The 26279-nt window shown below is 42.7% G+C and carries 14 protein-coding genes; 10 read left to right on the top strand and 4 right to left on the bottom strand.

Going from position 1 to position 26279, the window contains the following annotated elements; genetic code table 11:
• Positions 1–22: 22 nt before the first annotated feature.
• Genes NH462_RS17480 through NH462_RS17470 form a run of 3 tightly spaced genes read right to left on the bottom strand, consistent with a single transcriptional unit; the run spans position 23 to position 5877 of the window.
• The gene (locus tag NH462_RS17480; protein WP_253106881.1) at positions 23–595 is read right to left on the bottom strand and encodes a hypothetical protein; all 573 of its coding nucleotides are present in this window, start codon (positions 593–595) and stop codon (positions 23–25) included.
• 1 nt (position 596) lies between these two features.
• Complete coding sequence (locus tag NH462_RS17475) at positions 597–1925, bottom strand: hypothetical protein (RefSeq protein ID WP_253106879.1); 1329 nt, start codon at positions 1923–1925, stop codon at positions 597–599.
• A 10-nt stretch (positions 1926–1935) separates the two neighbouring features.
• Complete coding sequence (locus NH462_RS17470; RefSeq protein WP_253106877.1) at positions 1936–5877, bottom strand: TOMM system kinase/cyclase fusion protein; 3942 nt, start codon at positions 5875–5877, stop codon at positions 1936–1938.
• A gap of 256 nt (positions 5878–6133) precedes the next feature.
• Between NH462_RS17470 and NH462_RS17465 the strand changes: the two genes are divergently transcribed.
• The 10 genes from NH462_RS17465 to NH462_RS17420 all read left to right on the top strand — a co-directional run bounded on the left by NH462_RS17465 (position 6134) and on the right by NH462_RS17420 (position 25035).
• Positions 6134–6865, top strand: coding sequence for a hypothetical protein (locus tag NH462_RS17465; protein ID WP_253106875.1), 732 nt, complete (start codon positions 6134–6136; stop codon positions 6863–6865).
• A gap of 92 nt (positions 6866–6957) precedes the next feature.
• Positions 6958–7575: an aspartyl/asparaginyl beta-hydroxylase domain-containing protein gene (locus NH462_RS17460; protein WP_253106873.1), complete on the top strand. Its 618-nt coding sequence runs from the start codon at positions 6958–6960 to the stop codon at positions 7573–7575.
• Positions 7576–7634: 59 nt separating this feature from the next.
• A complete protein-coding gene (locus tag NH462_RS17455; RefSeq protein WP_253106871.1) occupies positions 7635–8942 on the top strand; it encodes a hypothetical protein in 1308 nt (435 codons plus the stop codon).
• An 18-nt stretch (positions 8943–8960) separates the two neighbouring features.
• Positions 8961–9470: a GNAT family N-acetyltransferase gene (locus NH462_RS17450; protein WP_253106947.1), complete on the top strand. Its 510-nt coding sequence runs from the start codon at positions 8961–8963 to the stop codon at positions 9468–9470.
• A 119-nt stretch (positions 9471–9589) separates the two neighbouring features.
• Complete coding sequence (locus tag NH462_RS17445; protein ID WP_253106869.1) at positions 9590–9883, top strand: hypothetical protein; 294 nt, start codon at positions 9590–9592, stop codon at positions 9881–9883.
• A 12-nt stretch (positions 9884–9895) separates the two neighbouring features.
• Positions 9896–10417, top strand: coding sequence for a tail fiber protein (locus tag NH462_RS17440; RefSeq protein ID WP_253106867.1), 522 nt, complete (start codon positions 9896–9898; stop codon positions 10415–10417).
• Positions 10418–10428: 11 nt separating this feature from the next.
• Positions 10429–10953, top strand: a complete 525-nt coding sequence (locus tag NH462_RS17435; protein WP_253106866.1) for a tail fiber protein — start codon at positions 10429–10431, stop codon at positions 10951–10953.
• An 11-nt stretch (positions 10954–10964) separates the two neighbouring features.
• On the top strand, positions 10965–11498 hold the full coding sequence (locus NH462_RS17430) for a tail fiber protein (RefSeq protein ID WP_253106865.1): 534 nt from the start codon (positions 10965–10967) through the stop codon (positions 11496–11498).
• Between the two features lie 145 nt (positions 11499–11643).
• Positions 11644–12975, top strand: a complete 1332-nt coding sequence (locus NH462_RS17425; protein WP_253106864.1) for a S8 family serine peptidase — start codon at positions 11644–11646, stop codon at positions 12973–12975.
• Between the two features lie 93 nt (positions 12976–13068).
• Positions 13069–25035: an Ig-like domain-containing protein gene (locus tag NH462_RS17420; protein WP_253106863.1), complete on the top strand. Its 11967-nt coding sequence runs from the start codon at positions 13069–13071 to the stop codon at positions 25033–25035.
• A gap of 302 nt (positions 25036–25337) precedes the next feature.
• Here NH462_RS17420 and NH462_RS17415 read toward each other — a convergent pair whose 3' ends face one another.
• Complete coding sequence (locus tag NH462_RS17415) at positions 25338–26093, bottom strand: hypothetical protein (RefSeq protein WP_253106862.1); 756 nt, start codon at positions 26091–26093, stop codon at positions 25338–25340.
• Positions 26094–26279 lie beyond the last annotated feature (186 nt).

Below are 26279 nucleotides of genomic sequence, written 5' to 3'. Positions count from 1 at the left end.
GTTAAGTATAGTATTCACCGTATTACCAAATAATATTCGCGTTATCAGCTAAATTTTGCGAGATAATTTTAAGAGAGAATAATTCACGTACAAATTTCTCCTCATTACCTTTTATATCTCCAAACTGAGAGACCAACGAAAGTAGTTCATCTTTAACGTCTGCAGAAAGCTCTGCTTTAGTGTTGTTATACTCTACGCTGAAGTTTGATATATAGTCACTTGGAGATTGAATAAATTCACTGTGAGACGTTTCTTCATATGCTATCGAACGTAAGAAATTAAGTAACGCTACGACTTCAACTCCTTCGGTAATAGAAGCTTTACTGCTTGTTTTCTCACCCTCGAAGTGAGAAAGGTAGTCACTGATAAAATCTTCGTTGTTTAGTGCAGCAGAAAAGTTGCTTTTGATAAGTTGATTTTCTTCAGGTTGTTTGCAAAGTTTACTATTACCACCAATAGTTAAGCATTCTTCGGTGATATCTTTGTTGTCTACATAACCATTCAATGATTTTATTGGGTTGTCCTGACTATTTAATCTGAAGTCTAAATCAATATTTAATCTGTTTAGATAGTCTATGAATGCATTGTTAACCATTTTACTTTTCCTTAGGGTTTAATGTTATTTCTTTCATTGGTATACCAGGTATTCCACTGTTTATTAAAGTGAAATCTTTGAATCTTTCTGTCCATTTTATTTTATTTTCATTGTAATAATAATTTAGGTTGTTATGGCAGCTCGCGCAATCAGACCCTTTATTTCTGATACTTTCAGAGACGGTCCACTGTGATTTGGGAATTTCACATTTGCTATTAACCTGAGCTAGAAAAGGCTCAAAAACCACACTTCTAACATTTTTGTCAAAGCGCTGGTATGACCCCGCGTTATCAATATGTGGATATTGTGAGCCAATCAGCTGGTAATGTTGTAATACAGAGTTTTGTTTTTTTAGTTTAGAGCGATACTGATCATTATATGTTGCAGCTAGAGTGGGAATTGGTTCATCTCGAACAAGAGGTGTCGGTCTATTGGCTGTATATATATTGGAACAGCTATATTCGTCCTGAGCAATGAAACTATATTGAATCGTGTTTGGGGTTTCACTTTCAAGCGTATCAACCTGCTCAAATGTCAACCAAGTCCAAGTCGGTTTATCACCTACCAATAGGTTTGAACTGGTACCAACCCCGACATGCATGGCAATAAGACCGAGAGTTTGTTTTACTGCAAAACCATGTAACTTAATGTTTTCCATGGTGATGTATCTCAGTTTATCATCTTTGCTTGTGAGTATGCGCCAACCCAGTTTTAATGCAATCTGAGGCTGTTTAGCGGATGTGTTACCTTGCCCACAACTGCCCCACCTAAATGCGAAACCCGCAAGGTCTTTGAGAGCTGGATTGTTATCAATTTCGTTCAGGTTTTCTTTGGTATCCCATAGTGCTTCCATCCATTTATCATTTACCCGCTTTTCAAAAAATACAGGGTTGTTATTTTTATCTCTCAGGCCCAGCATTTTGATTTCGTCGCCATCTAGCTTTAACGACATATCTAAGTCTAAACAACCAGAGTCACATTGCCAGCTATCTACTGTGGTAATATTTTTTCGAGTATCTTTGCCTTCAACAGAAACGGGCGTGTTGAACTCCTTTAAATAGCCATTTGTGTAGTTGACTTCAGCAAGTGTTGCGGTATTAATCCAGTCAGCCCAAGCAGGTAATGAAAGCTTGCCGAATTGTTTTTGTTGGTTAATCGCAATAAAAGTTTGCCATGAGTATTCGTATAAATGTTCAGGTGTAAGCGTAAAATTGGCAATCGCATTGTTCGTGCTCAAATCACATGAAACGTCTGCAGGAAGCAAAGTTGTTGATGCACTTGCAACCCCTGAACAGCCCAATGCTACCAGTAAGCATGTTCTAGTTATCATTCTTAATTTCCTATTTTAAATACTTATTGATATATCCAAGTGCCCCTTGCAATTCAGCGACTTCTTTAGCACTTTTTAATTGTTCTTTACGAGCGGACTCTGTAGTACACAGCATACTTTTAAGTCGATAAGCTTCTGGTAAGTAAAACGTATCAAGTTTTTCATTTGCAATATTGATAGCAATATTTAACTGTTCTGAAGCCTCTTGAGTATCTTCTGCAAGCAGTAAGCATTCACCATACATTGTTCGTAGCCAAGCAACATGACCAATAGAGTCCGTTAACAGGTAAGCATCTAAACCAGAGCGAACGAGGGGAAGACCTTCAGATACATTGTGATCAAGGCACATCAGCCAGCCTTTTATTACGTTACCAATGGATAACCAAAGCGCGAATCCATGCTTCTCAGAAAGTGAAAGGACCTTTTCAGCGTAATACTCGGCCAGATCGAGTCTTCTGGATATTACTCCAATGTAGGCATGACGGGCGTAAACGTGAACTTGATATGCGGGAATATCATCTAATTCGGTCAGTCTATCAGCTTTAATTCGCTGTTGGTCAGAACGTTCGTAATCACCCATGAGCCAAGAAACTCCGGCATGAATTGGCAGTGAGGATATTGCACAGTCAAATGGAAATGGGTAGCTTTTGAAGTATTCGTGGTGCTCATCATAGTTATAAAGTGCCAATGCCTGAGTAAAGGTCTTGTCAGCCAATAGCAGATCCCCTTTAGCCCATTCGATCCCGCCTTTTAAATGAAGAGCTGCTATTTCCAATGCTGCAGAATTTTGCTGCTTAGCCATTTCAAGTAGTTGCTGTATCGTGTTCAATCCTTCGATATGCTCGGCTTTAACGACTTGAATTAATGCAATACTCCAAAAAGCTGAATACAGCTCTGGGGGGTTGTTGAGCTCGCTACACAGTGCTCGGGAACGGTCGATATGTGGTGTGATACTGCTGTTTGCATATCCCAATGTGGTAGCCAAGTGTAGTGCTAGCGCATTTCTTATTAGAATTTCTGTGAGCTTGTTTTCGTAACTGCCTGTACATTGCGTGAGTGTATTAAGTGCGCAGGTATAATGTTGTATTGCAGAATTTATATCTGCTAACTGTGTACTTTTTTCTGCAGCTTGTTTCCAAAGCAATGTTGCGTCAGTGTATTCAAGCGCTTTTTCGTGATGAGTTGCTCTTAGTGTGTAATCTTCACTTTTGAATGAGTCTAGTGTTTGAGCAACCACTGAATGTAACAAACGTATACTGGTTTGATTAACACTTTCATAAGCCGCATCCCTCACCAGCGCATGCTTAAAGATATAGCTATCGTTATCAACACGACGTTGCTGCACAATAAGGTCGTTTGCTATCAGTTCATTTAAGTCGTTTTGGATCTGGTTCTCGCTTAAAGAAGATGTCGCAACCAGTAAATCATATTCAAACTCTCGGCCAATTGTGGCTGCTAGTTGCGCTGTTTCTTTGGCGTGACTAAGACTATCTAGTTTTTGTTGTAATGACTCTCTTAAACTCGTAGGTACTTGGTCAAGTGTGTCTGGTGCGAGAAAGTCAATCTCTCCACCTTTATCTCCAACCAATGCCTTTTGCTTAAGCATGTTGACAAGTTCTTCAATAAATAGCGGAATACCGTCGGTGCGACTGGTAAGCAACTTGAGAACCCGCTCTGACACTCGGCGGCCATCAAACAGGTTAATGATAAAATCTTCGGTGGCCTTCTCGGTTAGTTTTTTCAGACAAACATCCACTAGGGTGAGGTCTTTTAACTGAGTTGGCACCGCTTGTCTTGAAGTACTGAGTAAAACATCACCTGAAGCGAGCGCACCGACAAAGTGATGTAAAAACTCTAAGGTGGTGCTATCTGCCCAGTGAATGTCTTCAATAATGTAGAGTTTAAACTTACTGAGCCCGTGACGATTTGACAGTAACAATGCGCAAAGTCCTTTAAACAACACTTGCTTCTGCTCATCGGGAGAAAGTGTAGAAGGCGTAATTTCATCATCAAGGGAGATATTGAGCCAAACTAGCAACACAGGGATAGCCTGCGCTAAATCGAGTTCACCGTCCTTATTCGATAATACATAACTAAAAACGGTATTGGCTGAATGAGCGTCAAGCTGATCGGTGTTAAAGAGGTATTTGACCAACGTTAAAATTGGATACAAAGCATTATTTTGATGCTCTGGTAAACACTGGGCGACTAAATGCTGATATTGCGGTGCATTAGCACGAATTTCTTGCAGCAGCCGAGATTTACCTATGCCAGCTTCACCATGAATGTGCGCGATGCGGGTTGCACCTTCGACTTCGTTATTAATGAGTGAAAGTGTCTGTTCAAGCTCAAGGTGACGACCAACAAGTTCATGATGGTTCTTTGTACCACGCATAAAGCCAAATGCTTCGATGCGACGTTCTCCTTGCAAGTTATAAACCGGCGTTAGTTCAAATAACGGGCCTATTTGAACTTGACCGTACAGATTGAATTCTGAAAAAGCATCAAGGAGTGAGCGTGACTCTGCACTACATAAGACTTGGCGCTCGCCGGCTTCACGGGAGAGTGCTGCTGCAATATTTGCGTGATGACCTTCAGGTACGGCATTGGCGTAGGTAATAAATACACCGGTATGAATACCAATGTGAGCATTAAGGGCGACTCTATGGGCTTCTTGCATTAGTGCGTTACGTTTGCCAAGTTCGCTTATCATTTCAAGTGCGGTACGGGCAGACAATCGCGCATCGTTATCGCTACTAACTGGGTAGCCAAAATAAAACAAGCTGGTATCGGCGAGGTTACCCACGTGATAAGCGCCGTAACGAGTCGCGATATCAATAAAGTGATTGCGTTGAGATTTATAAACCGTGTCTATGACATCGAAGTCTTTATCTTGATTGTCGAGTGCTTTGACACTTAATCTTACCGCAAGAACAGTGAGCTGCTTGCGCTCAGTAAGCGCCGTATATTCTTGAATGGCGCGATGATTAGGATCGTCATCACGGATCATTACTGTGGTTTCGTCGTAACCATGTTGAGCTTTAACATCATTTAGCACACCAACAAGGTTCGATACGTTCATTCGTGCAAGTTCAGAGAATGCCTCGGTTGCGGTGATCACGCGCTCCAACGCGCTTTTATTGAGTACGCGTCTGAGAAGCCCTGCAAGAGGGTGGCCAAGTAGGGCGCTTGGAATTGGAATATGTACATCGCTTAATTGTTTGTGATAAATCGAGGCGACACTTGTGCCAGTTACCGCAGGCACGCCGGTTAAACATTCTAAAAATACCAAACCCCAGACATAAAGGTCTGATTTAGCTGAGGCTGGCTCACCACGTAATTGTTCTGGTGCGCTGTAAGAAGGTGTGCCTAATGTTTCTTGTGTAAGCGTGATCGTTTCAAAGTCATGCTGGCGAGTTTCTTGTGCCAGCGTACCAATACCAAAATCAAGTATTTTGGCATAAGTTTTTGCACCAGACTGGCTAAGCATAATATTGGTTGGTTTTATGTCTCTGTGAATGATGCCTTGTTGATGGGCATGAATAAGTGCATCTAGCACCTGCAACATGATGTCGGTTGCATACACAGAATCAATCGCGCCATTTTGACTTAGATAGTCCCTTAATGTTTGTCCTTCCACATACTCGAAGACTCCAAACATTAAATTTTCATTTAATTGTCCTTTATCTAATAATCGTACGATATTTGGGTGGTTTAATTGACTACAAAGTAAGGTTTCACGATTGAAACGCTCGGCATATCTATGTTTTTTCGTCGCTTCTAGTTGTGGTTCTAACGCCAGAAATTTTAGTGCAACGATTTGCCCTGTGTTTATTTGGCGCGCCTTAAAAACTTTACCGAATCCACCTTCTCCAATTTTTTCAAGTAGTTGGTATTTGTCAGACTGGAAAACATCGACAATATGGCTATCCGAAAACTGTGTCAGAGACATATGATTACTAATTCTTATTTTTTGTTAATGGTATAGGGTAATTGGAATGTAAATACTTGTCTAGCATGAGAATTTTAATTGTTTTTTAAAATTGGATAATTAACAGTCTGAGTTGACTGTGGGTTTTTGTAAGCATTTGAAAGCATAGTATTTTTATTTGAGTGAGTTTTTTGGAATATTGCTTGTAATGGAGTGTAATTCCTTCTGCTCGAAAAAGTTGGCATACTTTACCTATAAGAATAAAAAGGAAAAATGAATGAAACGCCGAACGTTTATGTTTGCTGGTGCAGCACTCACGGTTGCATCAGTCTTACCTCCTGTTAGCTTTGCTAGACAAAGCTTCACTGCTTCTGGAGTATCAAAAGATACAACGGAAAGGCTTCCTGAAAATCTATTGAATGAACTCGGTATTCAAGTACCTATCAGGGATGTTCTAAGCCCTTCAGGGGAACGAGTTTCTTTTAAAAAAAGAGCTAATATAATTAGGCGTTACGGAGATTCTCTTTACGTTTACTTCGAACATGAGAGGGTGATCAGGGTTTTTGATACCCAGGGTAACCCTGCTTCCAATGAATTGCCTTTACCTAAATACATTAGCGATCTTAAAGATTTTGCTGTAGATCCGACACAACAACAGCTTTATTTATTGCAACCTGGAAAGCACCACATAGTGTTAGCTAACTTTAGTGGTGAAATAGTGAACACTTTTGGTGAGTTCGGGATTGAGCAAGACTATCAACTTAATGGTCCCAAGAGCATCACCATAGGTAAGTCTAATCAGTTATTTGTTTTGAATTCTGGTAGTTCTAGTATCAAAGTTTTTGAAAGCAACGGAGTATTTTTAAAAAACTATACATTGAGTCAAAAGCAAAAACGCACAGTTACGAGTATCGATGGCGCTAATCAGATTATTATCAATGGTGGGAAGTTTTCAGATCGCCAATGGAAATTAGATCAAAATATTCGCAATTTTATCGAGGTGGACTAAGCTGACAAAGGGCTTGATCGGATTTTACTTTTTGCCACTTAAGCAGTTTGGAGCTTGAGTTACGTTAGTTATCTGTGCACTTAAGGATGGTTATGCCATATAGTAAGGAACGGTTAGCTTATTTTAAGCTTCCAATTTTTCTAGAACATCAACAAGTACTCGACGAGCTAGGGACACTGAAGGAGCTGGCTTGGACTGACCATGTCAATAAAGCGAATTACGACGGCGGCTGGGACGTAGTTGCGTTGCGTTGTTTGTCAGAGCATTTATCTGCTCACCCGATCTTACAAAACTTTGCGATTGAGTCAGGCACTCACTGGCAAAACTTACCTATATTAGAAGAAAAGCCGCTACTTAAATCATTTGTTGATAATTTCCCTTGTGAAGTTCTCTCCGTAAGAATAATGCGATTGAAAGCTGGTGCTTTTATAAAACCTCACAGAGATGGCGGCCTTTGTATCGAAAATGGTGAAGCAAGACTTCATATACCTTTGGTCATTGACACTGCTCTTGAGTTTGTTGTTGATGGTATGCAAGTACCAATGAAAGAGGGAGAGGTGTGGTACATAAATGCGGACAAAATACACAGTGTAGCTAACCGAGGAAACCTTGATAGAGTCAATATCGTTATTGATTGTAAAGTAAATGATTGGTTAATAGATTGCCAGTCAGGCTCAATGGACGTTCCTTGTGAAAATTGTACAAGTTAAAAAAATGCAGTGTGTTTCGTTAGCAAGTGATTTAAAAATAATAGGTTGAAGGATCTGTAATGACGTCTGGCAGCGTGTACCAAGTAAAAAAATTGCTAGAGCACTCTCAAGCTTTGCTCCTAAATGAGATTGATGCTGGGCTAAATAGACCTCACGCAGTATCTATGTCTGAGGCTCTAGCTGAACTAACAGGCGTATCCACTGACTTCGATATGAATGATTGGTCTGATATAAACACTGACAAAGGGGTCGCGATTTCACCTGTTCAGGCAGCTAAATGTTTACTAGAAACGCTACGTAGTCAGATATTTATGCAGGGCGTTGCGAGCGCGATACGAGACAAAATCAATCAGCAAGATAATATAAATATCCTCTACGCAGGGACCGGGCCATATGGTGTATTACTATTACCTTTTCTCGCGCTCCACAAAACGAGTCCAGTCTCAGTAACACTTTTAGATATTCATCCAGAAAATACGCAAGCAATACATGAGCTGGTAACTAAGCTAGATATCGCTCATATGGTGAAACGTATAGTGCACGCAGATGCAACAACTTGGCTACCTGAAGAACCAATAGAGTTTGATCTCATCATTTCCGAGACCATGAATACCTTATTACGCAGAGAGCCTCAAGTATGGATTTTTAGTCACCTTCAACAGTTTTTAAAGCCAGATGGAGAGCTCATACCTCAAGAAATTGAGCTTACTGCTTGGCTATGCAATCCAAGTTCTCTGATGAAAAGTGAGCAAAGAGTCAACCCAGCTGAGCTTGGTTCGTTTTTCCGTCTCGATAAAAACACAGCAAGCGCACTCAATGAGAATAACCTAGATGTGTTATCTGGTTCGTTTGAGGTACCGGATTGCGGGAAAGTTTATCATACACTGGAATTGAAAACGGAAATCAAAGTCTATAGGGAGCATAGACTCATCGAAAACCAATGCAGCTTGAATTTACCAATTAAGTACCAAGATAAAAATCTAAAGGCCGGTGATCGGATTACTTTTGAGTATATTAACGATCCAATACCTGAGTTCATCTTTAGCTTCCCTGATGAAAGTTTACCAAATCTTCCTGCTTATCATGAGGTGGGTGAGTCTGGAATTTTCCAAATTAAACGTATCTTCGTTAAATGCCAATTAAATAAAGTAAATAAGCTTGACATTAACAATCATGAATGTGAGTGGTCTTTGGATACACAAATATGGGGTGAACTTGAGTTAAGTTTAGAATTGGTTTTAGAAGCCTTGTATCGGTTTAGGTTGTTTGAGGAATTTGAGTTTTGGCTGCTTGATAAAATTGGTAATCGACTTGATGATAAATTAGTTGATGCTATTAATCGAAAAGTAGTCGGTTTTTATAGTTAAAATATAAAGGTAAGAGTGATGAAGTTTACGCCTCCAGATGGTTTATATGTTAGACCGTCAAAACCAGAAGATAAAGGCTTTCTGGAAAGCTTACACCATAGCACTCGGCAAGATTTGCAGTTGATTGATGGAGATAAGGATTTTATAGAGTCAATTATTGAAATGCAGTTTAAAGCGCAAAGTAATGGCTATGGAGATCAATTTCCAAACGCTATGTATTTCATTATTGAAAAACACCATGAGCGAATAGGCAAGGCGACAATTGACTTTGGTAATAATGAAGTGAGATTAATAGAAATTGCTTTAATACCTCAAGCTCGTGGATTAGGGATCGGTGCAGCAGTTGTTCAATCTTTCCAGCAAGCTGCCGCTCAATCTGGCGTGCCGATGACTTTGTCGGTATTGCAAAATAATTACGATGCAAAGCGTTTATATCAAAAACTAGGCTTTAAAATTGAATCAATTAAGGCTCCTTATGAGTTACTAATTTGGTATCCGCCAGCGTTGAGGAATATAGTTTTAGGTTAATTTAAAAAGAGGGGTAATGAAAGAAAGGTAATAAAGCGCCTCGCTTGATCATTGGTAGTAATAACTGTTTTTTAGTTAACAAGAGCGAGTCTAACTTAATGAGCAAAGGAGCAAGTGTTGTGAAACTAACTAGTAGTTTATTTGAAGACTTAATCGGTCAGGATGTTGAAGTTTTTACGGCCGATGGCAAGCATAAGCTAAACGAGTTGCAAGTTGATGCTATTGCTGAGTGCAAGCTAAACAGTAATGAATTTGAAGGATTTTCTGTAACGTTAACCGCCAAATCAAATTTTCCGCTTACTGATGATACGTATACATTAAAGCATCAAAAGTTGGGTGAAATGCCACTGTTTTTATCTGCATACGAAAAAGACAAGTATCAAATAATTATCAGCATAAAAAAAGAAGCATAAAGGAGCTTAATAATGTCAGAACCCTATATTGGACAGGTTACCCTCTATGGCTACAATTGGGCACCTAAAAATTGGTCTTTATGTAACGGTCAACTAATTCAAATTAGCCAAAATCCAGCGCTATATTCTCTCACCGGCACCGCGTATGGTGGTGATGGTAGAACAACCTTTGGTTTACCAGACTTTCGTGGCAGAGTGCCGGTGGGGCTTGGTAACTTAGGAAGCGCTAGTTATGACAGAGGCAATGCTGGTGGCGCTGAAAACGTAACGTTAACCTTAGCAAATATCGCTCATACTCACGGCGTGCAAGCAAGTACGAAACCGGCTGACTTTCCATTCGCAAATGCTCCAGGCCCAAACCAAATGGCGACGCAGACGGCAGAGCCTATATATGCCGCAGCTACAAGTTTGGTAAATACCTCAGACTCCACGGTATCAAGCATTGGCGGCAGTCAGAGCCACTATAATATGCAACCCAGCTTATCCCTTAACTTTGCCATTGCACTCACTGGCATTTATCCGAGCCGAAACTAAGGAGGTCGTAAATGGAAGGGTTTATTGGACAAATAACGATGTTTGCTGGCAATTACTCGCCGTTTAAATGGGCGTTTTGCTACGGGCAGATCACTGCAATTACAGGGAATGAAGCATTATTCTCTTTGCTTGGGAATACTTATGGTGGAGATGGTAGAAGTAGTTTTGGGTTTCCTGATATGCGAGGTCGATTACCTATGGGGTTCGGCAGTGGTCCCGGATTAACGCCAACACAGATAGGAACAATGAAAGGGGTAGAAACGGTCACCTTAGATATCAATCAAATACCATCGCATAGCCATAATTTTCAGGTAAGTAACAACACCGCGACGGGTACAAACCCTGCTGGGCAAGTGTTGGGTAAAGCTGATATGTACTGTGAACCAGCAACGGCCCAGCACAATGATGGCCCTTCAGCTATGTATGACGGCATTATTGCCTCAGCGGGAAGCAATCATGCTCATGAAAACAAAATGCCTAGCCTTGGGGTTAATTTTATAATATGCCTAAATGGCATGTATCCACCTAGAAATTAAGGAGAAGAATAATGGCTGATTGTTTTTTAGGTGAAGTTCGAATGTTTGTATGCAATTTTACACCTGAGTGGTGGGCCAGTTGTGAAGGACAACTACTACCTATATCGCAAAATTCAGCACTGTTTGCGATAATGGGCTGTAACTTTGGTGGTGATTGCCGCACCACCATGGGGGTGCCAAATTTACAATGTAGAGTACCGATGGGGACGGGGACAGGTCCTGGCCTGACACCAAATATGTTAACCGAACAGCAAGGCTACAATGAAGTTGTGTTATATGAGTCGAACTTACCTGCTCATACCCACACTTTTAATGGTACGACTTCACTAGGCGGAACGGTTGATACGGGGCAGGGGAATCTACTCGCGCAATCTTCAGGCGGTAACGTTTATGATAAAGCTCCTGATGCACAAAATCAGATAGCGATGGATTATGCTGCGCTTGGTGCTAATGGTATGGCAAATGCCGGGCATGAAAACCGCCAACCATTTTTGGCGATTCAGTTTGCATTGGCACTAGATGGCACATTTCCACCAAGGAACTAGCTTAGTAAGACGCAAAGTATTGGTAAGAGGTTGGCTTGTTATTGGTGCTGGTCCTTACTAATACTTATATTTTACAGCGGTAATTGAGTGTTATTATCGCTTTTAAATTAGTAACTTACTATGGTGTTTGTAAGAGTGGTAACCAATGTGTAAAAAAGAGGTTTGTCAGCTTTTTTATCTAACAAGATTAAAGCTGGTGCTGTGCTTTATATTTGTTGTTTTATCTATTGGTACGACGAATGCACAGGGAATTGAGTTTGTTAATTTTGACAGCAAGATAAAGCTTAAACAGAGCAGCGCTGAACCTAAGAGTGTGTATAAGTTTGCTAACTCAGAAAACTTGGTGGAGCTGAGCAACAGAATAATCATAAAAATAAAGGCTGGGATGGGCGGTGGCGTTAAAAAAGCCTTAAAACAAAAAATAGAGGTGGGCCAGCTAGTCACCTTTGGGCCCTTTGCAGAGCACGAGTTTGTGGTGGTATCGCTAAAAGACGCGTCCGCCAAGCGCTTGACTGCTGCACTAGAGATTGCCAGTGGTTTGGAGGGGGTAATATATGCCCAACCAGATATTTTACAAATAAAAAGTAAGCTCGAAGTTGAAAACAATAACGCTGCGCAATGGTTAACAAAAACCTTATCGAAACCAGGTTCTATGAAAAGCTTACCTTTTCGTTTGTTTCAGTTAGAGAAATGGCAAAAACAACTACAACAATCGACTCAAGGCGAGGGAGTAAAAATCGTTGTTATCGATGATGGCTTTGATTTAAAACATGAGGCCTTAAGTAAAACTAAGATATTACTCACCTACGATATTGAAAGAAGAGTCAAGGACGTACAGCCGCAAAGCAGTTTTGATATCCATGGTACTAAGGTACTTGGAGTGATTTTTGCCAGAGCAAATGATGCTTTGCCAGTTGAAATGGCGGGTCTTGCAATCGACGCCGAGCTTATTGCAATTAGGCAAACAAAAAGCTGGACAAGCCATACATTGGAGTCGTTACATATCGCGCAACTAGCGCAAGCCGACATTGTTAACATGAGTTGGCAAACGCAGTTGCTACTGGAACCAATAAAAGATGCCATTGATGGCCTAGCACAAACCGGCCGAGGCGGTAAAGGTACCTTAGTGGTATTAGCCGCTGGAAATAGCGGGAAGATGATTAAAGCAAATAGTACAGAGGCGAGTATTGCGTCTGCGGTGGTGGTGGGCGCAATGAATAGCAGCGGTATGTCAGCAAGCTTTAGCGACTTTGGTAAATCGGTAAGTGCTTGGATGCCAGGTTACAGTGCTAGGGGTATCGCAAGAAATAATGCATACAGTGGTTTTGGTGGTACTTCTTACGCAGCGGCATATGGCACGGGCATAATTGCACTGTTGTTGGCCACTGAACCTGAATTATCAGTAAGCAAAGTCAAGCAAAAGCTGGCTCAAGTGTCTGGTTTAGTGTTGGACAACCAGAGCAAACCAAGTAATTAAATGGCTGTGTTAGCTACTTATAACACACCAAGTTGGATAAAGGTCGTTCCTACCTTGGAAGTGAGCTTCTGGGTATAAAATGTGGATAAAACTATGGATACAGAACATAACAGCGCAGTGATATTTACGCACAGTAAATTACAAACCCATATTAAGGCTGCATTGCTATGCAGTGCAGCCATTCAATTACCTGTGGCAGTGGCTTCATCAGCGCTAGCAAATGCAGAGACATTACAGGGGGCGGCTCATACCGTTGTTCATCAGCAAGCACTAGAGTACGTGCAGTCAAGATTAACTAGCAAAGCCATAACGGTCACGCGCGATCCAAATTGGGGGCGGCTTGAGTTTTTGCAGTGTACGGGTGTCGGAGGCTGTAGCGGTTTGAATGAGTCCGATTGTAATTCACTCCCGTTTTGTAGTTGGGATCCTGGAACGCCTAGTAATAATCCTCCATCCTTTAACAGCAGCGCATCTACTAACTTTGCAGAAAATGACACGGGCACAGTGCTTGATGTTAATGCTGACAATGGTGATGGCGGTAGCAATGACTCAGGGATCACTTACTCCCTATCTGGTACAGACGCTTCGCAGTTCAATATTAACTCAAGCTCTGGTGTCATCACGTTTAAGACTGCACCGGATTATGAATCGCCGGGAGACAACGGCGGCGACAATATTTACAATATTACGGTTACTGCCAATGACGGTGGAAGTAGCAACAACACGGCTACACAAAATATTACCATTACGGTTACAGATATCGATGAGGTTGCACCTACGTTCGATGGTGGAAACTCAACACCGAATGACAATGCGACAGGGGTCTCAGTAAGTAGTAATATTACTATTGACTTCAACGAAAATATAGCCCTTGGAACTGGTAACATTACTATTCGTGACGTCAGTGGTAGTAGTGTTTTTGAAGTGTTTGATGTTGCGACAGAAAGTGACGGTACGACGACTAGCCCAAGTGCAGGTCGTATTGGCATTACAAATGATAAAATTTATATAAACCCTACTAATGACCTAACAGGTAATCGCGACTACGCCATTCGTATTGATGCAACTGCTGTTGATGACTTTGCGGGAAACAGTTTTGCGGGGATCAGTGACGATACTACCTTTAATTTCTCGACGGCCAACACCGCTCCTGCAGTTGATTTAGATTCAACGAGTGGTAGCGATAATAGTAGTGCTTCATTTTCTGAAGGTGGTGGTGCGGTAAATATCGCCGCGAATGCTGCTGTGACGGAAGCTGATGGCGACACAATTACCACCATAACAGTAAGTCTTACCAACGATCAAGACGGTGCATCTGAAGGCCTGAATGTCAGTGCATCCGCTCAAGATGCATTGACGGGAATTTCGGGTTCTTCTGATATTTCGCTACAAGATACAATTTCTATAACTGGTGCAACTGCTTCAGCGTCAGAAGTGCAAACGTTCCTACAGGCGATCACTTACAACAATACCTCCGGTACTCCCAACGAAACCGCAAGAATCGTAACTGTTGTGATCAACGACGGTACAGTGAATAGTACTTCTCGCACTGCTACTATTTCCGTGAATAATGTCACTGCAGCAAGCAGTACCGCAGCCGGTTTTAATACAACAAACGGCGCAAACTTATCTCCAGCAATCACCTTTACTGGCGACGATGAAACACTGACTATTGCTGATACTAGCCATATTGCTGGTTCAACTGCGGATGGGGGCGCAGGTACCGATACACTATTTGTAGTAACTGGCTCTAATCTAGCTAACTTTACGTCGCTAGCTAATTTTGAAACATTAACCCCAGACAATGACGGTTCTTTAACGCTGACCGAAACGCAGCATGATGCGTTTACTACCATCAATGGTTCAGGTACAAACCAATTTACAATATCTAGCGCTGATGGAGATCAAACCCTAACCGGTGATAGCGATATTGAAACCTATGTGTTAGGCGCTGCAATGAACTTTACCATGGGAGCAGCAGCACAAAATGTGACGGGTAGCAGCGGGGATGACACGGTTAATGTAACCGGGTTTACGCCATCAGGTATGCTCGCAGCTGGCGCAGGCACAGATACTCTACAAGCAGATAATGGTGCAAACATCAGTGGCGCTACGCTCAGCGGTTTCGAATCACTGACCTTAAGTGATAATGCGTCAGTCACTATGACGGAGGCTCAGCATGACAGCTTTACTACGATTACTGCGGCAGGCTCTGAGAGTATCACTATCAGTGATGTGAGTGATGGCTTAACAGGTAACAGTGCAATTGAAACTTACATACTTTCAGCGGCTAATACCTTTACGCTTGGCGCTGCTGGGCAAAGTGTAACAGGCAGCAGTGGTGACGACACCGTAAATGTTGGTACATTCACAGCTACCGGTACTCTAGCAGGAGGCAGTGGTACAGATACGCTTTCAATTAGTGATGGCGGAAGTATCGCAGGCGCGTCAGTAAGCGGTTTTGAAAACCTTTCTGTCGCAACTGGTGGCTCTGCAACAGTTTCAGTATCTCAGTTGTCATCGTTTACTGGTTCGGTTTCCGGCGACGGCACTAATTCTCTAACTGTCTCTGGTGATGGCGATATTACAACGGTCTCAGCGCTTGAAAATTATACTTTATCTGATGATTTAACCAATTCAAGAACGGTGACCGTGAGCAGTGCGGGTCATTCTGTTACTGGTACTTCAACTTCAGATGCAATTACCTTCGATTTAGGTTCACTTACCTATACTGGTACTATTACGGGCGAAAATACGACTGCAGATACGCTATCTTTGAGTTCTGGCGCAGATATAACAGGTGCAAGTATAAACGCGGTCAGTAATTTAACGATAGCCTCCGGCGCGTCTGTTTCCATGACAGTAGCTCAACATGAAAGTTTTACCGGTAATATTTCAGCGGCTGGAACAGAAACTATCAATATCTCTGGTGATGGGGATATTACCACTTTCTCTTCGGTTGAAGTGTATAGTGTTGGTGACGATGCTAGCAATACTAGGACCATTACCATCAGTAACGGTACCACTGATGTTTCTGCAACGTCGAGCGATGATGCTGTAACGTTTAATATCGGTGGTAGCACCTACACTGGCGATTTAACTGGCGACACGAACGTAGCAGATCTTGTTTTAGCGTCAGATGGTGCGGATGTAACTGGAGGTGGATTCTTCAATATAGGAAACCTCAGTCTATCAAGTGGTGCAACTGTTGCGATTGATACGGCCAATCTGAGCGATTTTGCGACCGCTATTTCTGGGGCGGCGGGCAGTGAGACATTAAAACTTATGGATGGTGGAGCATTTGACTTCTCAACCACCTCGGTTTCAGCTATTGAAGGCATTTCAATTGGCACCAATAGCGCAGCGACGATCACCCTTACTGATAACTTTAATGCCGACGGTCAAACGGTGTCGGTTACAAATGCCAGTGGCAGTGCAATCACGTCTGACCTAGTTATAGACGCTTCTGCCTTTTCTAGTGATGTGCTAGAAATAACAGCAACAGATTTGGATGGGTCTGATACTATCACAGGTGGTAGTGGCGCAGACACTATACGTCCTGGCGGCGGTACAGATACCATGACAGGTAATGATGGCAATGACAATTTTGAGGGCGCAGCAAGCGATCTCAATGGTGATACGATTGCCGATCTTAGCATCGGAGATAAGATAACAATTACAGGCGTCACAGGATTATCAACCAGCAATATTCGCTTTAATGGAACAAGTACGCTGGAGATAGATACTAATGCAACCGATTTTTCAGGCGTAGAAGTATCACTATCGCTTACAAATTCCCCGGGTAGTGATCTTGCATATACAGTTGCTGACTCTGGCAGCGATACAGTGATCACCTTTGAAGCTGCGAATGATGAGCCTATCTTCAGTAGTTTAAATGGTGGTAATACCTTTACTGAAAATGGAACTTCGATTGCGATAGACAGTGATGTAACCATTGCAGATACTGAACTTGACGCACTTAATAGTGGAAACGGTAACTATGATGGTGCGTCGCTAACAATCTCACGTTCAGGTGGTGCTAATAGTGAAGATGTATTTAGTAACACAGGGCTGCTAGGCACACTGACTCAGGGAGGCGCGCTAAGTTACAATAGTACAGAAGTCGGTACAGTAACAACTAACTCTGCAGGCACACTCGTACTCACTTTCAACAGCAGCGCTACTTCCGCGCTAGTGGATAATGTACTGCAATCAATTGGCTACAGTAACAGCTCTGAGGATCCAAGCTCATCTGTAACACTCAATTATACTTTTAATGATGGCACGGCAGACAGTACTGGTACAAATCAGGCCGCAGTTACTATTACTCCTGTAAATGATGCCCCTACCGATATTGCATTAACAGCAACAAGCATAGATCAATCGAATACTGGAACTGCTGCGGACGTGGCGACAGCCAGCACCACAGATGTGGAAAGTGGCGACAGTCATACCTACAGCTTGGTTACGGCTGGCAGTAGCGATGGTGGTACATGTAGCGCAAATTCGGGTAACGGCAGTTTCCAATTTTCAGGCAGTACGTTACAAACGCAAGCATCAACATCTCCGGGTGACTATGTTATTTGTATTCAAACGAGTGATGGAACCGCAAGTTATCAAGAGTCATTCACGATAACAGTCAACGATGACGTGGCCCCAAATGCGCCATCGACACCAGACTTGGATGCGGCTTCAGACTCTGGGGCTTCAAGCTCAGACAACATTACCAATGACACCACACCAACTTTCAGTGGTACTGCTGAGAGCGGGGCGACGGTTAAATTATATAGTAATCAAGTAGGTGGAGGCACCACGGTCATTGGTACTGGCACAGCAACAGGTGGTAATTGGCAAATTACAACGGATCCGTTGACTGCAGGGTTATCACATTCGATTTTTGCGACTGCCACGGATACGAGCACGAACGTAAGTAGTAGCTCTAGTTCTTTAAGCGTAACGATCGATAATACAGCCCCTACCGCGCCAAGCACGCCAGATCTGACCGCTGGGAGTGATACCGGCTCCTCAAATACAGATAACATTACTAATGATACAACGCCCACATTCACAGGAAGTGCAACTACTGGCGACACAGTGACACTAATTTCTGATCTTGATGGCGTTGTTGGCTCAGCCACAGCTGCGGGAGGTGCATGGACTATTACTCCAAGTTCGGCGATGACCAGTGGTACGCACGCAATCACAGCGCGATCAACGGACACAGCCGGTAATATTACCAATAGCAATAGCTTATCAATGGTCATTGATACGAGTGTTTCAGTGCCTAGTATTACGACTCCAATTGAGGGTGATGGTCAAATTAATGCCGCTGAAGACAATGATGTCTTGATTGCTGGCTCTGGTGCCGATGCTAACGTGACTGTTAGCGTGAGTATTACTGACGGTTCAGCAACGCTGAATCAAAATGTAACTTCCGATGGTAGCGGGAACTGGACTATCAGTGGCAGTGAGTTCAATGTTAGCGGATTTAGTAATGGCGAATTAACTGTATCGGCGACGCAAACAGATTCAGCAGGAAATACCTCTGGTGCAGCAAGTACCACTGTTACACTCGATAATACAGCACCTTCTGCACCGATAATTACGACACCAATTGAAGGTGATGGCCGAGTAAATGCGGCGGAAGATAATGATGTGTTGATTGTAGGAACGGGCGCTGAAGCGGGTAATAGTGTAACCGTTACTATTCATGACGGTGCAAATAGTTTTAATCGAACGGTCACTGCGGACGGCTCAGGGGCCTGGACTATAAGTGGCTCGGAATTTGATGTCAGTACGTTTAATAATGGCACATTGACGGTCTCAGCTACTCAAAGTGACGCGGCAGGTAATACCTCAAGTGCAGCTAGCACCACGATCACATTGGATAACTCAGCACCTTCAGCACCTGCGATCACAACGCCTATAGAAGGCGATGATTTAATAAATGCGTCAGAAGATGATGATGTTTTGATAGTAGGAACGGGAGCGGAAGCTGGAAATAGCGTAGTTGTCACTATCAATGATGGTGCGAATAGTTTGGATCGTACTGTCACTGCTGATAGTTCCGGCGAATGGACAATAAGTGGCTCAGAATTTGATGTTAGCACGTTTAACAATGGCACATTGACGGTAACGGCATCGCAAAGTGATGCTACAGGCAATACCTCAAGCGCAGCGAGCACGACAGTCACGCTAGACAACTCCGCACCAAGTGGGATTTCAGCTGCGATTGATCAAGATTTAATCAATGCGGGTAATGAAACTGCATTTAGCTTCACATTAACGGGCTTGGAATCAGCGGGTAGTTTTACTTATGAAATCTCAGACGGTAGCAGTTCAGTAACTAGCTCAAGTGCAATATCTATAACGGGCACTACCCACCAAGAGACCGGAATTAATGTCACCTCATTAAACGAAGGAACATTGACGTTATCTGTTACTGTAACTGATAACGCTGGGAATGAATCGAGTGCGGTAACTGACACTGTCACTAAAAAGTATAACGTTGCGCCAGTGCTTTCTGGTACACCGGCAACGAGCGTCAATGAAGACAGTGAATATGACTTTACTCCGACTTTGACTGACTCTGACACAGGCGATACTCATACCTTTAGTATTGCGAATAAACCAAGTTGGGCAACATTTGATACGCAAACGGGTAAACTTTCAGGTACGCCAAATGACTCTCATGTTGGTACGACTTCCAATATTGAAATTTCGGTGAGCGATGGTACGGATAGCGATACACTCACCGCATTTAATATTGAAGTTGTCAATACCAACGATGCACCAACTGGGCAAAGTACTAGCTTCACTATAGATGAAGGCGCAACACTAACGCGGGACTTCAATAATGGCCTACTGTCGCTTGCGAGTGACGATGATCTTGATTCCAACGACAGTCTAACGATAGTGAAAGACACCGATCCGCAATACGGTACGTTAACACTCAACACCGACGGTAGTTTTAGCTATGTTCATGGGGGGAGTGAAAATCATACCGATAGCTTCACCTATCATGTTGAAGACAGCGCTAATGCCAGCTCGCCGGTGTACACCGTAACAATCAATATGAATGCAATTGAAGATGCACCAACGGCTGTGAACGATACGTTGACTACGCTAGAAGATGCTTCTAACTCGGTAAATGTGCTTACCAATGATAGTGACCCTGAAAACAATATGGTTGCTTCATCGGTTACGATTAAAACTCAGCCGACTAAGGGGCAGTTAAGCGTTAATAATGGAGTAGTGACCTTTACACCAACAGCCAATGCCAATGGTTCGGATTCATTTACTTATACGGTTAAAGATTCGACTCAGGCTGAATCAAATGAGGCAACGGTTAGTATTACTATAACGCCGGTAAATGACTTACCAGTCGCGGCTAACTTTACACCGAATATCGATGAAGACACGCCAACATCAGCATTGGCGGTTAGGGCAAATGCAACGGATGTCGAAGATACCAACCCAACAGGGGCTATTGCGCTTGAGTCTCAGCCAAGTAAAGGTCAAGCAGCAATAGACTTGAATAATGGCACCATTACTTATACGCCAAATGCCAATGAGACGGGGAGTGATAGCTTTACTTACTCGATTCTTGACAGTGAAGGTGGTAAGTCAAATATTGCCACGATTTCCGTTAATATTGGTGCTGTAAACGACCGACCTGTGGCAGGAAATGACACGGTAACAACAAACGAAGATACTGCAACAACATTGGCAATTCTTGCAAATGACTCTGATGTTGAAGATCAAGGTTTTGATGGTTCGGATATTGTGCTTGAAGATAAAGGCGATGGTGCAGGCAACTACGATCTCGCTACCGTTACGGTTGGTTCTGATGGTGTGCTCGCGATCACACCAAAACAAGATCAAAATGGTACATTGACCTTCACTTACACCATCGAAGATAGTGAAGGGCTGCGTTCTGACCCTGCAACGGTTACCGTTAATATCACAGCCGTTAATGATGCGCCAGTTGCTGTTAACAACACGGCTCAATTACTTGAGGATGGCAACATAGAAATCAACGTATTGGGTAATGACACGGACGTAGATAGTCAGCTCAATGCCGCAAGTGTTGCAATTGTTAGTCAGCCTCAAGGCGGTTCACTGCAAATACTAACGACAGGTAGTATTGTTTATACGCCGAATGCGAATTTCTTCGGAAATGACAGCTTTACTTATACGGTACAAGATGCCGAAGGTTTAGTGTCGAATGCAGCGACAGTCAATATTACAGTGACATCAGTGAATGATGCGCCAGTTATTTCTGGAGTTCCAGCGACGTCTGTCAATGAAGATGTTGCATACAACTTTACTCCTTCGGCATCGGATACCGACGGTGATAGCTTAACATTCAGTGTGGCGAACCTGCCAGTATGGGCAAGTTTCAACGATACAACAGGCGCGATCACTGGCACGCCAAGTGAAGGACAAGACGGTACATATAGCGGCATCGTAATTACGGTGTCGGATGGCCAAGCTGAAGCATCTTTGCCTGCGTTTAGCATAGTGGTGAATGCTGTGAATGACGCACCAATTATCTCAGGTACACCATCAACAAGTGTGAAACAAGACGAAGCATACAGTTTTACGCCGACAGCATCCGATGTGGACTCTCAAACATTGACGTTCTCTGTGACCAATTTACCAGCTTGGGCAAGCTTCGATACGTCCTCAGGTAATTTGGCGGGGACGCCGACTAGAGATGATGTGGGCACTTACAGTAATATCATCGTGAGTGTCAGTGATGGAGCATTACAAGCAAGCTTACCGGCATTTGAAATTGACGTTGAGCCGGTTAACGCCGCGCCGGTAGCAAACAATATGCAAAGAACGGTGCTTGAAGATGGTACTACGAGCTTCTCGGCAGAGGTTAGTGATGCCGACGGCGATGCATTAACAATGGAGTTAGTATCGCAGCCACAAAATGGTGTAGTTCAAATTCAAGGTACTGTGTTTAGCTATACACCATTGCCGAACTTTAATGGCTCTGATGTATTTACTTACACAGTGTCAGACGGTGAGTTTAAGTCAAATACGGCTTCAGTCGCGATGACAGTAACTTCCGTAAATGATGCACCGATTGCCGTTGATGACAGTTTCACCTTCGATGCTGTGGCTTCCAATCAATATGTGCTTCCTGTCTTAAATAATGATACTGACCCAGATGGCGGAACGCTCAGAATTATCGGCGCTAAAGCCTCAATTGGTTCTGCGTTCATAGCCAATAACACCTTGACTTACCAAGCTGTGCAAAACTCACAAGCACCAATAGTCGTTACTTATTTGATTGAAGATGATAGTAAAGCGAGGGCAAAGGCAAATGCTAGTATCACGATTAATGGTACGGGCACGGGCAATGCGCCATCAATTACTGCACCGAGTGACTTAACCGTGAACGCAACAGGCTTATTCACCAAAGTGAATCTTGGTACTGCGGTCGCATCAGATAGCTCAGGGAATCCACTACCGGTATCTTTAGTCAGAGGAATTCCTATCTTTGCGCCTGGTAAACACATTGTTTATTGGCAGGCAACGGATAATCAAGGACAACAAGCCACTGCGAGCCAGAATCTTAACGTCAACCCTCTGGTGTCACTGCAAAAAGATAGTAGAGTTGCAGAAGATCGCAGTCACTCGATTAAGGTGTATCTAAATGGCCCTGCACCAAGTTACCCTGTAACCGTACCTTATACCGTTTCGGGTTCAGCGGATAGCAGTGATCATGACTTACAGTCGGGTGAAGTGGTAATAAGCTCAGGCACGAGTGCTAGCATCAGCTTTAATATATTTGCTGATGGTATAAGTGAAGATAACGAAACCATTGTGATCTCCCTGAGTGACTCAGTAAACAGAGGGGCTAAATCTACTTCAACAGTAACAATTGTTGAGCAAAATGTGGCACCAAGTTTATCGGCAGTTGTGCAGCAAAATGGTGAAGAGCGTAGCTTAATTACCGCCTCTAATGAAGTGGTTACCATAGAAGCTATAGTTGCTGATCCTAACCCGAATGATCTTGTGAGTGTCAGCTGGCAGCCGGATGCGGCGCTAGTCAATATATCGAGTGATCCATTTATCTTTGAATTTAACCCTGCCAATGTCCCGGCGGGTATTTATAAAGTGAGGGTTACGGCTGAAGATAATGCGACGCCAAGTCTGTCAACATCTCGCAATGTCTTTATAGAAATTGTTGACTCTTTAGCACCGTTGACCGGAGAGGATAGTGACGGTGATTTAATTCCGGATGATCAAGAAGGCTATGCCGATGAGGACGAAGACGGTATTCCTGATTTCATGGATGCGATCACTGATTGTAATGTGGTGCAAGAACAAGCGTTAGAATCTAGCCAGTTCTTAGTTGAAGGTGACCCAGGTGTATGTTTACGTAAAGGCGCTACCGTGCCACAAAATAATACGGGTGGTCTACAGCTGTTGGAATCAGAGCTGCCTTCAGATCCCAATGCCAATAATGCAGGTGGTTTGTTCGACTTTATTGCGACGGGGTTACCACAACCCGGTGATGTATATAGTATCGTGTTACCACAACGCAAACCTATCCCACTTAATGCGGTTTATCGCAAATTAATTGGCGGTGAGTGGCAAGACTTTGTGATTGGAGAAGGTAACGAGTTGCTCTCAACTCAAGGTGAGCCAGGTTTCTGTCCTCCTCCAGGAAGCAACGAATGGAGCACAGGCCTTAGCGATGGTGATTGGTGTGTGCAACTACGTATTGTTGATGGGGGTCCAAATGATGATGATGGTATTGCCAATGGTAGTATTGTCGACCCAGGTGGAATTGCAGTACCAATCTCAAATAACGCACAACCTGTCGCTAATGCTGATAGTGTGACAATTGTCTCTGGTCAAACAATTATAATTGATGTGCTCGAAAACGATACGGATAGTGACAATGATACACTTTCCATAACGGGGGCGAGTGTCGATTTCGGTGTTGTTAGTATCGAAAATAATCAATTGAGCTATACGCCACCAGCGGCATTTATAGGTAATGCGACTATTCAATATAGTGTGACTGATGGACAGGGCGGCTCGAGTAATAGTACTGCGACTGTTTCTATTATCGCCAATCAACCACCGCAAGTGTCGAATGACACCGCAACCTCAAATGGTGCGCAAATCATTATTGATGTACTTGCAAATGATAGTGACCCTGAAGGTGGAATGTTAAGCATTGTTTCTGCAACTGCAAGCCAAGGTACAGTGGCCATTAATATTGATGGTACGCTGAGTTACACACCAAAAGTTGGGTTTGAAGGTGTTGATACAATTAACTATGTTGTTAAAGATGAATTTGGCGCTATGGCTGAGGGTCAGGTAAGCGTCACGGTATCAGTTAAACAAGTTACATCCATAACTAATAAGTCCTCAGGGACTATGGGAGGCATGTTGTTACTATTAATCAGCGCGCTGGTACTGCGCCGTAAAAAATCACTTTTACCCGCTTTTGCATTGGTGAGTACGAGTTGTTTATTAAGCACACAAGCACAGGCGAGCAATTGGCAAGTGGAGGCAACGCTCGGACAATCTACAGCAGATAGTGAAATTAACGCTTCAGACTTAAACATCGTCAACTTAGATGAAGACAGCAGTAGTTGGTCAATAGGAGCGTTTTATGAATTAGTCCCTAATTGGCAAGTAGGACTTCGCTACATTGACCTTGGTCAGGGAAGCGTGGAGTTTACAGGCTTGAGTGCGGATCCTGAGCAAAGCCAAATGGCTTTGGCGCGAGTTGCCCCGGTTTTGCCTGAAGGTCCTGCATTACAATTCAATTACTCAAAATCATTTGCAGATAAGTTTGTTGGTAAAATGTTCTTGGGTGCGTTTAATTGGGATTACAAGATTAACAGCGTTCGGGATGGTCGATTTTCCACTCGTTACGAAGACAGCGGTACTAGCGGTTACATAGGCGGTGGTGTTCATTATCAACTCAGCGAAGCTTTGACATTAGGAGTAGATTTTAGCCACTACTTTATTTCTGCAAATGATGTAAACGACTTAGCACTGAATTTGAGCTATCGTTTTTAAGTTTAACTACAAGTTTTAGCATTAAAAAGGGCCTCAACTACATGTTGAGGCCTTTTTATATTGGACGCCACCCAGTGCCAGTGTGTTTCATGATGGAGACATTTTGATGCGAGGCAAGCTTCTTCAATAACTTATTGGAAATCTTCATCTGCTTTTAATCGGAAAGTACAATTGGAAAGTACATATGAGGGATGGGATAAACATTAAAGAAAAAGCTCTCTTGCGAGAGCTTTGGGCTATGTTTACTCTTAATTAGTTTTTTAAAATAACTTTTAGAAGAGGGGGAAAGTTATTGAAATTAACTAGTTAAGAGTAATTTGGAACTTTTCAGATTGTTTTTCCTGAATGGCATTTATTCGACTGCCAGATTTAAATTTGGTATCGATAGCGCCTTTTCGGGTACGGAACAATGTTACAGTCGTGTCGCATGGCTTTGTTTTATCCAGTGTGTCATCATTAAAGCCTGCTAATTCACTCAATAGAATTTTATATTGCCCACCAGACTCTAGTATTTCAGATTCGAAGCTTATAAGGCTTGAGTCGCCAGTCGTCTTTGTACAAAACGATTTAAATTCGAGAAAAAGCTTGGTATTGATGTCTTTTTCCTCTCTCCACTCGACCAAAATGTCGTCATTACGGTTGAATCGTTCAGAAACTGGAGCGTAAAGTTTTATTGGTGCAGGAAGTTTCACTTTAGAGGTTAATTTTTCATTCTCTTTATCACGAATGAATTCAAGTGTTAGCTCAGAATTTTTTGCAGTTGCTGTAAAATAACCTTGATAATCGACATCGAATAGGTCGTTATCCTTTACCAATATCTTTCTTTCATTACCGAGTGTTGCTCTAACACTATCTCCATCAGAAAGAATGACGTTCGCACCAGAACTACTGTTTAAATTGAACTCAGTAACAACTCGGGAGCCTTCAGCATTTGAAGTAACACGAATATCCGCCCAAATCCCTTCTGTTTTTACTACATCTGATTGTGTTGATTCAGTTGAACAACCAATTATTGATGCTAAAGCAATGCAGCTCGATAAAACGCTGGCTCGTTTCACGAATATTTCCTTTTCTTCAATATGTGCAAAAAGAGTGTAGCGCTATTTTAATGTTTCTAGAATAGGGTTTAACAAATTATAACAATTTGTGGTGATGTAAAGTAGAAAGGGAACCTCCATGTTCCTAGATAAAAACGCTGTCATATTATTGTGTAAATATGAAGAAACAATGGAGGTATCTGACTT

This window comes from Pseudoalteromonas sp. OANN1, from assembly GCF_024124685.1.
GTDB classification, from domain to species: Bacteria; Pseudomonadota; Gammaproteobacteria; order Enterobacterales; family Alteromonadaceae; genus Pseudoalteromonas; species Pseudoalteromonas piscicida.
This window is presented reverse-complemented; position numbering and strand designations above follow the sequence as displayed.

Coding starts and splice junctions, on each gene's coding strand:
- NH462_RS17470 (WP_253106877.1), bottom strand. CDS start 5,877: ATGTCTCTGACACAGTTTTCGGATAGCCATATTGTCGATGTTTTCCAG.
- NH462_RS17480 (WP_253106881.1), bottom strand. CDS start 595: ATGGTTAACAATGCATTCATAGACTATCTAAACAGATTAAATATTGAT.
- NH462_RS17465 (WP_253106875.1), top strand. CDS start 6,134: ATGAAACGCCGAACGTTTATGTTTGCTGGTGCAGCACTCACGGTTGCA.
- NH462_RS17450 (WP_253106947.1), top strand. CDS start 8,961: ATGAAGTTTACGCCTCCAGATGGTTTATATGTTAGACCGTCAAAACCA.
- NH462_RS17460 (WP_253106873.1), top strand. CDS start 6,958: ATGCCATATAGTAAGGAACGGTTAGCTTATTTTAAGCTTCCAATTTTT.
- NH462_RS17425 (WP_253106864.1), top strand. CDS start 11,644: ATGTGTAAAAAAGAGGTTTGTCAGCTTTTTTATCTAACAAGATTAAAG.
- NH462_RS17435 (WP_253106866.1), top strand. CDS start 10,429: ATGGAAGGGTTTATTGGACAAATAACGATGTTTGCTGGCAATTACTCG.
- NH462_RS17455 (WP_253106871.1), top strand. CDS start 7,635: ATGACGTCTGGCAGCGTGTACCAAGTAAAAAAATTGCTAGAGCACTCT.
- NH462_RS17440 (WP_253106867.1), top strand. CDS start 9,896: ATGTCAGAACCCTATATTGGACAGGTTACCCTCTATGGCTACAATTGG.
- NH462_RS17475 (WP_253106879.1), bottom strand. CDS start 1,925: ATGATAACTAGAACATGCTTACTGGTAGCATTGGGCTGTTCAGGGGTT.
- NH462_RS17430 (WP_253106865.1), top strand. CDS start 10,965: ATGGCTGATTGTTTTTTAGGTGAAGTTCGAATGTTTGTATGCAATTTT.
- NH462_RS17420 (WP_253106863.1), top strand. CDS start 13,069: ATGGATACAGAACATAACAGCGCAGTGATATTTACGCACAGTAAATTA.